Origin of the sequence: Microvirga solisilvae (assembly GCF_022808595.1) — a bacterium.
Taxonomy (GTDB): Bacteria; Pseudomonadota; Alphaproteobacteria; order Rhizobiales; family Beijerinckiaceae; genus Microvirga; species Microvirga solisilvae.
This window is the reverse complement of the sequence record NZ_JAKUCN010000012.1, coordinates 20,145-34,099: the sequence shown is the minus strand read 5'-3', so window position 1 is coordinate 34,099 and position 13,955 is coordinate 20,145. Positions and strand designations below refer to the sequence as shown.

At 63.2% G+C, this 13,955-nt stretch carries 11 protein-coding genes; 2 read left to right on the top strand and 9 right to left on the bottom strand.

Annotated features, from left to right (window positions below; genetic code table 11):
* Positions 1 to 4: 4 nt before the first annotated feature.
* From MJ639_RS17360 to MJ639_RS17345, 4 genes are all read right to left on the bottom strand, one after another.
* Positions 5 to 1,396: an aldehyde dehydrogenase family protein gene (locus tag MJ639_RS17360; protein ID WP_243375556.1), complete on the bottom strand. Its 1,392-nt coding sequence runs from the start codon at positions 1,394 to 1,396 to the stop codon at positions 5 to 7.
* A gap of 72 nt (positions 1,397 to 1,468) precedes the next feature.
* A complete protein-coding gene (locus tag MJ639_RS17355; RefSeq protein ID WP_243375553.1) occupies positions 1,469 to 2,839 on the bottom strand; it encodes a glutamine synthetase family protein in 1,371 nt (456 codons plus the stop codon).
* A 61-nt stretch (positions 2,840 to 2,900) separates the two neighbouring features.
* Positions 2,901 to 4,436 carry an amino acid permease gene (locus MJ639_RS17350; protein WP_243375551.1) on the bottom strand — a complete coding sequence of 512 codons (1,536 nt, stop codon included), beginning with the start codon at positions 4,434 to 4,436 and terminating at the stop codon, positions 2,901 to 2,903.
* A 65-nt stretch (positions 4,437 to 4,501) separates the two neighbouring features.
* A complete protein-coding gene (locus MJ639_RS17345; RefSeq protein WP_243375548.1) occupies positions 4,502 to 5,290 on the bottom strand; it encodes an N-formylglutamate amidohydrolase in 789 nt (262 codons plus the stop codon).
* Between the two features lie 124 nt (positions 5,291 to 5,414).
* Here MJ639_RS17345 and MJ639_RS17340 point away from each other — a divergent pair, with 124 nt between their 5' ends.
* Positions 5,415 to 6,302 carry a MurR/RpiR family transcriptional regulator gene (locus MJ639_RS17340; RefSeq protein ID WP_243375544.1) on the top strand — a complete coding sequence of 296 codons (888 nt, stop codon included), beginning with the start codon at positions 5,415 to 5,417 and terminating at the stop codon, positions 6,300 to 6,302.
* Positions 6,303 to 6,305: 3 nt separating this feature from the next.
* On the opposite strand, the gene MJ639_RS17335 is transcribed toward MJ639_RS17340, so the two are convergent.
* From MJ639_RS17335 to MJ639_RS17315, 5 genes are all read right to left on the bottom strand, one after another.
* Positions 6,306 to 7,358 (bottom strand): AbrB family transcriptional regulator, encoded by a 1,053-nt coding sequence (locus MJ639_RS17335; protein ID WP_243375542.1) that lies wholly within the window; start codon positions 7,356 to 7,358, stop codon positions 6,306 to 6,308.
* Between the two features lie 111 nt (positions 7,359 to 7,469).
* Positions 7,470 to 8,672: a pyridoxal phosphate-dependent aminotransferase gene (locus MJ639_RS17330; RefSeq protein ID WP_243375539.1), complete on the bottom strand. Its 1,203-nt coding sequence runs from the start codon at positions 8,670 to 8,672 to the stop codon at positions 7,470 to 7,472.
* Between the two features lie 118 nt (positions 8,673 to 8,790).
* On the bottom strand, positions 8,791 to 9,225 hold the full coding sequence (mscL, locus tag MJ639_RS17325) for a large conductance mechanosensitive channel protein MscL (protein WP_243375537.1): 435 nt from the start codon (positions 9,223 to 9,225) through the stop codon (positions 8,791 to 8,793).
* 57 nt (positions 9,226 to 9,282) lie between these two features.
* Positions 9,283 to 9,810: a VOC family protein gene (locus MJ639_RS17320; RefSeq protein WP_243375534.1), complete on the bottom strand. Its 528-nt coding sequence runs from the start codon at positions 9,808 to 9,810 to the stop codon at positions 9,283 to 9,285.
* Between the two features lie 12 nt (positions 9,811 to 9,822).
* Positions 9,823 to 10,257 (bottom strand): DoxX family protein, encoded by a 435-nt coding sequence (locus MJ639_RS17315; RefSeq protein WP_243375531.1) that lies wholly within the window; start codon positions 10,255 to 10,257, stop codon positions 9,823 to 9,825.
* 186 nt (positions 10,258 to 10,443) lie between these two features.
* Here MJ639_RS17315 and MJ639_RS17310 point away from each other — a divergent pair, with 186 nt between their 5' ends.
* Complete coding sequence (locus tag MJ639_RS17310; protein ID WP_243375529.1) at positions 10,444 to 13,953, top strand: PAS domain-containing hybrid sensor histidine kinase/response regulator; 3,510 nt, start codon at positions 10,444 to 10,446, stop codon at positions 13,951 to 13,953.
* Positions 13,954 to 13,955 lie beyond the last annotated feature (2 nt).

Genomic DNA, 13,955 nt, shown 5'->3' with positions numbered 1-13,955 from the left:
TCAATCAGATCTGACGGAGGTGGTAGGATTTCGGACGGGTGAGCGACTCGTAAGCCAAGCGCGACAGGCTCGCGCCGCGGCCCGTATCCTTCACGCCGGTCCAGGCCAGCGCGGGATCGAGATAGTCGCAGCGGTTCATGAAGACGGTGCCGGTCTCGAGCTTCTCGCCGATGGCTTCAGCCGCATCGACATCGGAGGTCCAGATGGCAGCGGAGAGGCCATAGGGGGAGTCGTTCATCAGGCGGATCGCCTCTTCATCGCCCTTCACCTTCATGATGCCGACGGTGGGGCCGAAGCTCTCCTCGCGCATCACGCTCATGGAATGGTCCACATTGGTGAGAACCTGCGGCGCGAGATAGGCGGTGTTGCCGACATCCGCTGCGAACTTCTTCGCATCGATATGCGCCTTCGCACCCTTCGCGACGGCTTCCGCGTTCTGCTGGCGCACGAGATCGGCGAAGCGCTTATGCGCCATTGGGCCGAGCGTCGTCGCCTCTTCCAGAGGATTGCCGAGCACGTAGGTGTTGACGAGGTTCACTGCGCCTTCGACGAAGCGGTCGTAGTGCTTCTCGTGCACATAGATGCGCTCGATACCGCAGCAGCACTGTCCCGAATTGAAGAACGCGCCATCCACGAGATTCTCGATGGCGTGGTCGATATTCGCATCCTCACGCACATAGGCCGGATCCTTGCCGCCGAGCTCGAGACCGAGCGACGTGAAGCTTCCTGCCGCAGCGCGCTCGATGGCGCGGCCACCGCCGACGGAGCCGGTGAAGTTGCAATGATCGACGAGGCCATTGCTCAGGATGCGGCTCGTCTGATCGTGCGAAAGGTGCATGTTCTGGAACAGCCCTTTCGGGATGCCGGCGCGATCCATCGCCATCTGGAAACGCTCGCCCGCGAGCAGCGTCTGCGAAGCATGCTTCAGCAGCACCGCGTTGCCCGCCATGAGGGCTGGCACGACGGTGTTGATCGCCGTGAGATAGGGATAGTTCCACGGAGCGATGACGAGCACGAGGCCCACCGGCTCGCGCTTGATCATGCGGCGGAAGCCTGGCTTCTCGTCGTCGGCCGGAATGTTCTGCAGGCTCTTCTCCGCGATGGAGATCATGTAGCGAGCGCGCTCTTCCACGCCACGGAATTCACCGCCATAGCGCACCGGACGGCCCATCATCTGGGCGATCTCCGGCACCACTTCCTGGTTCATGGCGAGCAGCGCATCGAGGAAGGCCGAGACCTTCGCAGCGCGTTCAGCGATTGGCACCTTGCGCCACGCAACTTGCGCCTCGCGCGCCGCCTTTATGGTCGCATCGATGGCGGCCTCGGACATGATGGGACGGCGAACGAGCTCGCGTCCGTCGACGGGGGAAATAAGAACGATATCGGTATCAGCCATGATCTTTACGCTTGAAAGACTATGGCCCGGCAAGGACCATAGTCTTCTCCTGTTGGAATCCTGAAAAGCCTTTTAGATGATTTCGAAGTAGCGGGCGAGCTGCCAATCGGTGATGGCCTTGCGCGCCTCGCGCTCCTCCCATTCGCGGGTTGCAGCGTAATGGTCGACAAAGGTGTCGCCGAAGAGCTGACGGGCCGCCTTGGAGCCCTTCAGGCGCTCGGCAGCCTCGCCCAAGGAGCGCGGCAGCGCGCGCTCCTTCGGGTGTTCCACTGCATAGGCGTTGCCTTGGATGGGCTCACCCGGCTCGACCCGGTTCTCGATGCCCCAGAGACCGGAACCGATGGCGGCGGCGAGCGCGATATACGGATTGATGTCGGCAGCCGCCACGCGGTACTCCACGCGCTGCGACTTCTCCGAGCCCGGAATGACGCGAAGCGCCGTGGTGCGATTCTCCACGCCCCAGGCGGAATCGGTGGGCGCCCAGAAACCGGGGATGAGGCGTGTATAGCTGTTCACCGTGCAGGCCACCATGGCGAGGATCTCGGGCATCAGCTGCTGCTGACCGCCCACATACCAGCGCATGGTGTCCGACATGTTGTGTTTGCCGTTGGCGTCGTAGAAGGCGCCCTTGCCGCTGTTGAGATGGCGCAGCGAGGAATGCAGATGGCCGGACTGGCCAGGCCAGTCGCGCGACCACTTGGCCATGAAGGTCGCCATCCAGCCGCGCTTCTGTGCAAGAATCTTGGTGTAGGTCTTAAAGAGAGCGGCCTTGTCGGCAGCCCTCAAGGCATCGTCCACGCGGATCGCCGCTTCGAGAACACCGGGGCCGGTTTCCGTATGCAGGCCTTCGATTTCGAAATCCATCTTGTTCGCGAGGTCGAGCAGCTCGTGGTAGAAATCCGCGTGCACGCCGGAGCGCAGCACCGAATAGCCGAAGAAGCCCGGCGTGATGTTCTTGAGGTCCTTGTAGCCCTTCTCGCGCACGGAGTGCGGCGTTTCCTCGAACACGAAGAATTCGAACTCGGCCGCAGCGGAGACGGCAAAGCCCATGTCCTCGGCTTTTTTCAAGACGCGCCGCAGCACGCCGCGCGGACAGGCGGCTTCCGCATAGCCTTCGAATTCCGCAAGGAAGAACGGCAGGTTGTTCTCGAAGGGAATGAGGCGCATGGATTCAGGGATGACGCGCGCCGTGGCATCAGGATAGGCCGTATGCCAGCCGGTGAGCGTGGTGTTGTCGTAAAGCTGATCGTTGGAATCCCAGCCCAGCACCACGTCGCAGAAGCCGAAGCCTTTCTCGACAGCGGATTCGAACTTGTCGCGGGCCATATACTTGCCGCGCATGATGCCGTCGACATCGGTGACGCCGATCTTCACGAAAGGCAGGTCGCGGCTGCGCACGTACTCGATAGCGTCGGCAGCGTTCTTGATTTTGGGAGCGGTCATGCTCTTGAACCCCAACGAGAAATGAAAAGGGAGCGCGCAGGATGCGCGCTCCCGATGATCGTCAGTAGGACTTGTATTCGGCCTCGCCCTTCGTGAGCGCGAACTCTTCCTCAGGCGAGAGGATGAGCTTATGGCGGCCGATGAGCAGGAAGTAGGCCATCATGACGGCGTAGTAGATGGCCACACCGAACACTGCCGTCCGGAACACGGGATCCGTGAACTGGAAGTACAGGGTGATGGCGGCGATGATCATGCAGATGGCAGCACCCGCAACGCCGAACGGGCTCTTGTAGGGCCGTGCCAGATGCGGGAACTTCTTCTTGAGCACGATATAGGACATGCCCTGCATGAAGTAGGCTAGCATTGCGCCTGCGACCGCCATATTCAGCAGCGTGCCGCCGATAACGGTGGCGCCTGCTTCCGATCCGCGCACGAACCAGATGATCATCATGACCGTGAGCCCGAGCACCGCGCCGGTGATGAGCGCGATATGCGGCGACTTGCGGGTGCCATGCGTCACCGACAGGAAGGACGGGAAATAGCCTGCCCGCGAGAGCGAGTAGATCTGCCGTCCGAAGGCGAAGATGATCGTGTGAAACGAGGCGATGAGGCCGAGCACGGCAACCGCCGCCAGGATCTTCGCGATGTCCGAACCGAAGAGGGTGCGGAAGCCGTCGAGAAGCGGCTCACCCGACTTCGCGACGCCTGCGGCACCTGGCGCGATGCCGGAATTCAGGAACACCACGCAGAACGCCGAGACGATCAGCGTGAAGATGCCGGCGATGATGCCCTTGGGCATGTCGCGCTGCGGATCATGAGATTCTTCAGCCGCGAGCGGCAGCTGCTCGATGGCGAGGAAGAGCCACACGGCGAACGGCATGGTGGCGAAAATGCCCGCAATGCCCATGGGCAGGAACGGCCCGCCGCCATTCGGCAGCTCCGCGCCATCAGGGCCGATATTCAGCGCCCAGCGCGAGAAGTCGAACTGGCCCGAGAGCAGCACCGACACGTAGAACACTACAAGGCATGCCAGCGCCAGCACCGTCACGGTGACGGTCACCTTGAAGGAGAGTTCGACGCCGATGATGTTGAGCCCCACGAACAAGGCATAACAGAGCACCCAATAAACCGGCTGGAATTCCGGCGCCGTGCCGAAGATTGCCGATAGGTACGAGCCGATGAAGAACACGATCACCGCAGGGGTGAGAACAAACTCGATGTTCTCCGCAATGCCCGTGATGTATCCCGCCCACGGCCCCATGGAGGTGCGTGCGAACGAGTAGGCACCGCCCGTATGCGGCAGGGCCGGCGACATCTCCGCGATGGAGAAGGTCAGGCCCAGATACATGATGGCGATGATGATGGTAGCGAAGAACATGGAGCCGAAGCCATTGGCGAGGCCCAGATTCCAGCCTGAGTAGTGACCGGAGATCACCGCGCCTACGCCGAGCGCCCAGAGCGACCACACGCGCGCATGGCGCTTGAGGCGACGGGCTTCGAAATAGCTTTCATCCACGGTGTTGTAGGTGACACCGGAATGACCCTGCACTCCGGCTGGCGGGGCATGAACCCCGGAACTTCCTTGTCCGACTGACATCGACTCTTCCTCCACGAATAGTCTGTCCTCTGGAACCGTGGCACCTCATGCGCCACAGCGGGTGATCAAAGTGCCTGCGCCCCCTCCCTCAAAAGTGGCGCAAGACGTTGAGCCCACGATGCCTGTCCGTCTTGTGTGCGGATCAGGTCATTGCGGATTTCGATCATCAGCGGCGCGAGCCCGCGCCTCTCGGCGTGGCGCTCGAGGGTGTGGAACACCCGGTCCGCTGGCGAATAAGGTTCGTTCATGCCCACGACCAAAGCCGGATCCTTGCGCAGTCCGGCTTCGACGCTCTTTGCGAAGCGTGCATCGGCATCGTGGATGAGGCCGATATGCCAGGGGCGCGGCACATCCCGGTACACGGGCGTGAACGAATGCATGGAAACGACACAGCGCGTCCGCCCCGCTTTCACGCGAGGCTCGATGAAGCCGTCCACCGTTCCATGAAACGCATCGTAGACCTCACGCACACGATAGGCGCGCTCAGTCGGATCGAGGTTCTGATTGCCGGGAATGCTGGTGCGCTCGCTGAGCGTCCAGATCGAATCGGGAGCCGAAGGATCGCGGTTGAGGTCGAGCACGAGGCGCGAGACGCTGGCATGGACCAGCGGCGCATCGAGAAGCCGGGAGAGTTCCTGAGCAACCCCGAGCGCGCCAGGATCCCACGCGATATGGCTTTCGAGCTGTTCGGGGGTGAGGCCGAGCGTGCCATAACGGTCCGGCAGGTGGCGGGAGGCATGTTCGCAAATGAGAAGGATGGGCGAGCTTCCTTGCGGATTCTCAACAACGGCAACCGTCTCCGCCGCTTGCGCAGCGGGGTTCTGACCGGTTGCCATCCGACTCGCATGCACCATGCGGTCCTCCGTTCGCCTGCGGATGCAGACTGTCGCCCTCGGTTTGAACGTTTGGTACGTTTCTTACAGATTTTTCTTATATGAAATTTTTGGTACACCTTGAGGACGCCGTCAAGGAGGGGGGATGAAACATTCCATCATGAAAAAGACGAAGGCTGTTTCCCCTGTCGATCCGCCAAGTTTGGCCGAGAGAATCCGTCTCGAGATGGACTCGTTCACCCCCAGCGAGAAGCGGGCCGCTCACCTGCTCCTGAGCCATTATCCCTTTGCCGGCCTCGATACGGTGGCGGAATTCGCGACCCGCGCGGGCATCTCCGCCCCTTCGGCCCTGCGTTTCGTCACGCGTTTAGGGTTTTCCGGCTTTCCGGATTTCCAGAGGCACCTGCGCGGAGAGCTGGAGGCGCAGCTCCTCTCGCCCCTCGCCAAGGCTGGCCCCGCCGACAAGAGCCAGAGCGCCCCGGCTCTGGCCTCCTTCGCGGAAGCCGTGATCGGCAATTTGAGGGCGACGGTGGAGAACATCGCGCCTGCCGAGTTCGATGCGGTGGTGGCGCTCCTGAGCGATCCGCGCCGCCACATCCATTTCACCGGCGGACGCTTCACGGGCGCGCTCGCGCGCTATGCGGAAAGCCATTTCCGTATCGTGCGCAGTCAAGTGGATTTCATCGAAGGGCAGCCAGCCCTTTGGCGCGACCGCATGATCGAGATCGGCAAGAAGGATGTGATCGTCGCCTTCGACATCCGTCGTTATCAGGAGGACGTGACGGCGCTCTGCGAAGCGGCGGCGAAGCAAGGCGCGACCATCGTGCTGCTCACCGATCCATGGCTCTCGCCCATCGCTCGCGTCGCGCGCCACGTGCTGCCCGCGCATATCGTGGCCCCCTCGAACTGGGATTCATCTGCAGGTCTCCTGCTCATCACCGAAGCGCTCGTCGCTGCCGTAACGAAGCATTTGTGGGACACGGCGAAACCGCGCATGGAAGCGGTGGAGCGGCTGCGCAACGAGAAGCCGTGAGAGCTATTCAGCGTCCGCGAGCTTACCTCGCTGCAGCCAGCCAATGAGGAACGGCAAAACCAGGCCGATCCCCAGGAAGCGCACGAGGTGGTGGATGCCCACATAGAGCGGATCGAGGCCGAGCACGAGAGCGAGCACGGTCATGGCCTCGAGACCGCCGGGCGCGAAGGCGACGAGCGTGTTGGCGAAGCTCACGCCGGCGAGCCACGTGGCGAGAGCGGCAAAAATCACGGCCACTCCCATGCCGACGGAGAAGGAGCCCAGAGCGGCCACAAGTGCGCGTTTCAGGGTCGAACGCTGAATGTTGCGGAAACGCTCGGCGATGAAGAGGCCGATCAGCACGAGGCCGCCGGTGGCGATCACGGGCGGGATGACGCCGGTCACGAATTCCGTGCCGTGGCTCACGGCGCTCACCACGGTCGCGCCGAGAAGAACGGGTGCAGCGACCCTCAGCATCTTGAACACGTAGCCCAGCGCAAGGCCGCCGATGAGGGTGAAGGCCATGGCGCCGGGACTCTCGATGGGCAGTCCCTCCCCGATCAGCGCACTCGCATTGCCGCCGCCTCCGCCTGTCATGACCACCACGCTCGGGAGAAGCGCGATCAGCACGAAGAGGCGAAGGTTCTGCACGATAGCGACGGAAGGCACATCGGCCTTGCGGTCGGCCGCAACAGCGAGCACCGTCGAGAGCGCGCCGGGCACGGAGGCCAGCACCGCATCGGCCTTGCGCCATCCGGAGATGCGCACGAGCCAGAGTGTCGAGGTGAGCGAGATGGCAAAGACGCCGACGATCAGCAGCATGATGCTGCCGGGATAGCGACCGATCGCAGCGATGGCGGCTGGCGTCACCGCGGCGCCCATGGCGGCGCCCGACACGAGCATCGCCGCATCGGCGAGCGGACGCGGCATCGGCACGGCGTGACCGGAAAGCCCCCACAACGTCGCCGCGATGGCAGCGCCCGACAGCCAGGCTGCGGGAACGCCGAGCCAGTAGAACAGCAAGCCGCCGAGGCCGGCGATCAGGATCTGAGCGATGTGAGCGAGGATGGGATGCATCGTGAAGAATAAAGGCAGAGCCGATCATGGCTCTGCCTCTCAATGGACGCGGTGAGCGGCCGGGTCAACCGACCCTGCTGCCGACAGGGTATGCAAGAAGCGCGGGTTGTCTCATGCCACCAAGCGCGGCAGTGCGGCGGCGATGCGCTTCACGGCCTCCTCCACATCCTGCTCCTTGCGCAGGTAGCAGAGACGCAAATACCCCTCGCCCGCATCGCCGAAGGCATTGCCGGGAGCAAGGCCCACATTCGCCTCGTCGATGAGACGGAACGCGATGTCCTTGGAACTCTTCGCGCCCTTGATCTTGAGGAAGGCGTAGAACGCGCCGGTGGGTGGCGGCAGCTCAACGAGACCCGTCTCGCCGAGCTGCTTCACGATCTCGCGGCCACGCTTGGCCTTGGCAATCTGTGTCTTGAGAAAATCTTCGCCCTGCTCGATCGCAGCGATGCCTGCGCGCTGGATGAAAGTGGGCGTTCCCGACGTCTGATACTGAACGAGGTTCTCGATCACCTGCCCCAGTTCCGGCGGCGCTTCGAGCCAGCCGAGGCGCCAGCCGGTCATCGCCCAGTTCTTCGAGAAAGTCTGCACGAAGAGAACGCGGTCTTCCGGTTCCATCACATCGCGGAACGAGGGTGCGCGTCCATCGACGGCGAGTGCGGGATCGTGGATGAAGCGGCCATAGATCTCATCCGCCACGATCCACAGACCGTGCTTGCGCGCCATGGAGAGAACAGTGTGCAGATCGTCGTGGCTCGCGGTCCATCCGGTGGGGTTGGACGGCGAGTTCAGAACGATGACGCGGGTGCGTGGCGTGATGGCCTGTTCCAAACGCTCGAAATCGAGATGCCAGCCTTGCTCGTCGATATTCATCGGAACGGCGACGGGTCGCGCGCCGGCAATGGTGATCGCGCCTGCGAAGTTCGGCCAGGCGGGCGTCGGGATCAGAACCTCGTCGCCATTGCCGCACAGCATGCGGAACGCGATCTGCATCGCGGGCATGCCGCCGGAGGTGACGAAGAAGCGCTCGGGATCGAAGGCCTTGCGGTAAACCTTCTCGTGATAGCGCGCGATGGCCTGACGCAACTCGGGAATGCCGCGCTGATAGGTGTAGAAGGTCTCGCCTTCCTGCAGCGAGCGCGTCGCCGCATCGCTGATGAAGGCAGGCGTCGACAGATCGCCCTCGCCCACCCAGAGCGGGATGATGCCGGGCTTGTTCCGCCCATAGGAGAACACATCCACGATACCGCTGGTGGGCGCCTGCAAAGCTTCCGGTCGCAGATTGAAGGTCGAGGGAATCGAGACGGAGGCGTTCATGGGAGGCGTGTTCCTTCGCAAACAGGCGAACAGGGATGGCCTGTCCGCCCGGCGAAGGCAAGCCTTCTCACGCTATCCATGACAAGAAGCGAAGAATCCCATCGACAGATGTGATGGATCAGGTTGTGCGTCCCGTCTTCAGAAGATCGCGGATTTCGGTGAGCAATTTCACATCCGCCGGGATCTCCGCAGGCTTGTCAGCGGTGCCGGTCTTGGCATCTTCCGTGCGGCGCAGGCGGTTCATGCCCTTCACCAGCAGGAACAGGATCCACGCAATGATGACGAAGTTGATGGCGACCGTAATGAAGTTGCCCCAGCCGACAACGGCGCCCTGCTTCTTGGCTTCTTCCAAAGACCCTGCGGTGACGTTGCCCGAGAGCGCGGTGAAGTAGTTCGAGAAATCGAGGCCGCCGGTGGCAGCACCGATGATCGGCATGAAAACATCACCGACGAGAGAATCCACGATCTTGCCGAAGGCGGCGCCGATGATGATGCCGATGGCGAGATCGACCACGTTGCCGCGCAGCGCAAATTGCTTGAACTCGTTCCACATGACCGGACCTCCTTGAGCTTGGCCTGCAAGCATAAGGTGTCCGGCGCAGGAATATCGTCAAGCCTCGCGAGCGGCGAGCAGACCGTGCAGATCCAAGTGGCGCGTGACCATCTGCAATTCGCCATCCGGCGTGCGCGGCCATTGAGCCTCGGGGCGATCCACATAGAGCTCGATGCCGTTGCCGTCAGGATCGCTCAGGTAGAGCGCCTCGCTCACCCCGTGATCGCTCGCACCCTGAAGCGGCACGCCCGCTTCGATGAGACGATGGAGAGCATCCGCCAAAGCCGCGCGTGTCGGATAGAGGATCGCCACGTGATAAAGGCCCGTGGTGCCGGGAGGCGGCGGGGAACCGCCTTTGCTCTCCCAGGTATTGAGACCGATATGGTGGTGATAGCCGCCCGCCGAGACGAAGGCGGCCTGCGTGCCGTAGCGCTGCATCAGCTCGAAGCCGAGAACGCCGCAATAAAAGTCGAGCGCGCGGCCGAGATCCGCCACCTTCAGATGCACGTGGCCAATCCGCACGCCCGGATCGATGGGACGGGCCGCCGGAATTCCGGTGGCCTCAGAGGAAGTGGATTGGGTCATGGCCGTTTCCGTTCAAGCCGAGCGAATGGAAAACGCGGGAGCAGCCTTCGTCGATCCGCTCTTGAGCGCATAAGCGCCCTCACCCAACAGAGCCTGGGCCAAGAGGGCAATGATCCAAAAGGCCAGGAATTCCCAGCCGCCCTTCGGATTCGAGAAGAAGAAGCCGGCCGGACCGTGAACGGTGAAGATCGCGCCGAGCAGGATCGGAATGAGAGCAAGGGCAACCCAGCGGGTATAGAACCCGGCGATCAGCGCAAGGCCGCCCACCACTTCGGCGAGGATCACGATGTAGGCCAGGAAGCCCGGCAGGCCGAGGCTGCCGAAGAACTGGGCGGTGCCTGCGGGGGTGAAGACGAAGATCTTCAGGCCGGCATGGGCCAGGAAGAGAGCGCCGAGGGTCACGCGCAGGATGAGCGCGGCGTAGGGGGCGGTGCGGGTATCGATCATGAGGATCTCCTGAAACTTGGATAGCTTTATATGACCTCATTCTAGGATAATGATAATCCGCCCCATGGAATATCAACTCACACCCATAGAGTGAAATTACTTCTGACCTGCGCCCTCCTGCCTGTGGCGCTTGGCTCTCCCAAGGAGTAAAGCTGTCTCAAGCTGACGTGTAAGGGTCTTGAGCATATGGTCGCCACCTGGGCGGTTGTCTTATCGGCGCTGGTTTATCTCTGCTTCCTGTTCACCGTCGCCCATTGGGGCGACAATGCGGGGCGGCGCTTCGTTCAGGGGCATTGGCGCTCGACGATCTCGGCGCTGGCTCTCGCCGTGTATTGCACCTCGTGGACATTCTACGGTTCCGTGGGGCTTGCCAGCCGTTCCGGCTTCGACTTCCTCGCCATCTATATCGGCCCCATTCTCGTTATCACTGTCGGCCATGCCCTCGTGGCGCGCGTGATCCGCGTGGCCAAGACGCAGAACATCTCCTCCATCGCCGACTTCGTGGCCGCCCGCTACGGCAAGAGCGAGCGCGTGGCCGCTATCGTCAGCTTGATCGCGCTGGTGGGCTCCGTGCCCTATATCGCGCTGCAGCTGAAGGCCGTGTCCTCGTCGCTCGACGTGTTCATCACCAATTCGAACGGCCTGACATCGCCGGACCTGCCCTTCATCGGCGATCTTGCCCTCGTCGTCGCCCTGGTGCTCGCGGGCTTTGCTGTCGCCTTCGGCACGCGCCATCCCGATGCCACCGAGCATCAGGACGGGCTCATCATGGCGATCTCCGTCGAATCCATCGTGAAGCTCGTCGCCTTCCTCGTGGTGGGCGGCTACGTGACCTTCGTGATGTTCGGCGGCTACGACGACATCGTGCAGCGCCTCACCGCACAGGGCACCACCGATACCCTGATGGAGCGTACCTCCGGCTTCGGCAGCTATATCACGCTCATTCTTCTCTCGAGCTGCGCAGCGCTTCTGCTGCCGCGCCAGTTCCATGTGACAGTGGTGGAAAACCACTCCATCGGCGACTTGAAGCGCGCCGCCTGGATGTTCCCGCTCTACCTCATTCTCATCAACCTGTTCGTCATTCCCATCGCGCTCGCGGGCATGGCCATGTTCCCCGGCGACGGGATCGACCGGGACATGACCGTGCTGGCATTGCCGCTGGCGAACCAGGCCGGCACTATCGCGGTCTTCACCTTCCTCGGCGGCTTCTCGGCCGCGACCGCGATGGTGATCGTCGATTCCGTGGCGGTGGCAGTGATGATCTCCAACCACCTCGTCATGCCCATCGTGCTGCGCCGCCGCGCGTTTGCGGGCATCGATCCCGGCAACTTCGTGATCGTCGTGCGCCGCATCTCCATCGTGCTGGTGATCCTGCTGGGCTATGCGTATTACCGCGCGTCGGGCGATGCTGCGCTGGCCGCCATCGGCCTGCTCTCGTTCGCCGCCATCGCGCAGGTGGCGCCCGCTTTTCTCGGCGGCCTCATCTGGTCGCGAGGCACGGCGTTGGGCGCGAGCGTGGGCCTCATCGTCGGTTTCGTCACATGGTTCTACACGCTGCTGCTGCCGAGCCTCGTCTGGGACGGCGTGTTCTGGTCGGACGTGGTGGTGTCGGGTCCCTTCGGCATCACAGCGCTCAAGCCCACCGCCCTTTTCGGCGTGGAGCTGCCGCAGCTCACGCACGGCGTGGTGTGGAGCCTGACCCTCAACATTCTCTGCTATATCGGCTTCTCCCTCTGGCGTCCCGTGACGGCCATGGAGCAGATCCAGGCGAATGTGTTCGTGGGCGAGCCCATCACCTCCGCGGCACCGAGCTTCCGCCTGTTCCGCGCCAGCGTCACCGTGGATGAGTTGCGCGCCACCGTCTCGCGTTATCTCGGTGAGGAACGCACCACACGCTCCTTCGAAGGCTTCAGCCACAGCCGCGGCCAGAGCCTGGAGCCGCGCGCGGAGGCCGACATCCATCTGCTGCGCTATGCGGAACACCTTCTCGCCTCCGCCATCGGCACGGCGTCGTCGCGTCTCGCCCTATCGCTGCTTTTGCGCCGCCGCACGGTCTCGACGGAAGCGGCCCTCAAGCTTCTCGATGATGCATCCGCCGCAATCCAGCACAGCCGCGACCTGCTGCAGCACGCGCTGAACTACGCCAAGCAGGGCATCACGGTGATCGACCGCGACTTGCGCCTGCTTGCCTGGAACCAAGCCTTCATCGATCTCTACGACATGCCGCCGAACTTCGTGCAGGTGGGCATCGGCATGGAGCGCATCGTCCGCTACAACGCGGCGCGCGGTTCCTACGGGCCGGGCCGTATCGACGAGCAAGTGGCCGCGCGCCTGCACTCGTTTCAGCACGACGTCGAGCCTGTTCGCCTCAAGCTCTATCCGTCCGGCAAGGTCATCGAGATCCGCTCGAACCCGCTGCCCGATGGCGGCCACGTCACCACCTATACCGACGTCACCGATGCCGTGCTGGCGGAGGAAGAGAGCCGCCGCGCCAACGAGACGCTGGAGCAGCGCGTACGCGAGCGTACGGAAGAACTCACGCGCCTCAACGAGGCTCTGCGCAGCGCGAAGGCGGAAGCGGACGAGGCGAATATCTCGAAGACGCGCTTCCTCGCCGCCGCCTCGCACGACATTCTACAACCGCTCAATGCCGCGCGCCTCTACGCCACCTCGCTCGTGGAGCGCGACCGCGAAGCGGGCGACGTAACGCTTGCCGAGAACATCGACGCATCCCTCGACGCGGTCGAGGAAATCCTCACCGCCATTCTCGACATCTCGCGCCTCGATACGGGCGCGATGAAGCCGCAATGGTCGAGCTTCCGCATGGACGAACTGATGCGTCAGTTGCAGCGCGAGTTCGATCCCATCGCGAAGGAGAAGGGCCTCGATCTCACCTTCGTCCCCTCCTCGCTCACCGTACGCTCCGACCGCCGCCTGCTGCGCCGCCTGTTGCAGAACCTGGTGTCGAACGCCATCAAGTACACATTGAAAGGCCGCGTGCTCGTCGGCGCGCGCCGGCAGGGCACGCATCTCATCCTCGAAGTGTGGGACACCGGCCTCGGCATCCCACCCTCGAAACAGCGTATCGTCTTCCGCGAGTTCCAGCGTCTCGATCAGGGCGCGAAAGCCGCACGCGGCCTCGGACTCGGCCTCTCCATCGTGGAGCGCATCGGACGCGTGTTGAAGCACCCGGTGACGCTGAAATCGGAAGTGGGACGCGGCTCGGTGTTCCGCGTCGAGGTGCCGGTGGTCGCGGCATTGCCTGAAACCGCCGCCGCGCCTGAGCCACCGAAAACTCCGATGACGGTTCTCTCAGGCCTGCGCGTGCTCGTGATCGACAACGAGCCCGCCATCCTGGAAGGCATGCGTCTCCTGCTCACCGGCTGGGGCTGCGACGTGTGGACGGCCTCCGATCTCGAAACGGCGCATGGGGTTTTGCGCGCGCACAAAGCCCTGCCGGAAGTGATCATCGCCGATTACCACCTGGATGACACGGACGGCCTCGAACTCATCAAGGCCCTGCGCTGGCGCACACAGGTTGATACGCCCGCCGTTCTCGTCACCGCCGACCGCACACCCATCGTGCGCGACGCCGCCGCTGCCATGCATGTGCATGTGCTGAACAAGCCGCTGAAGCCCGCTGCACTCCGCGCGTTGCTGACACAGTGGCGCGCCACGCGCGTTGCGGCGGAGTAAGC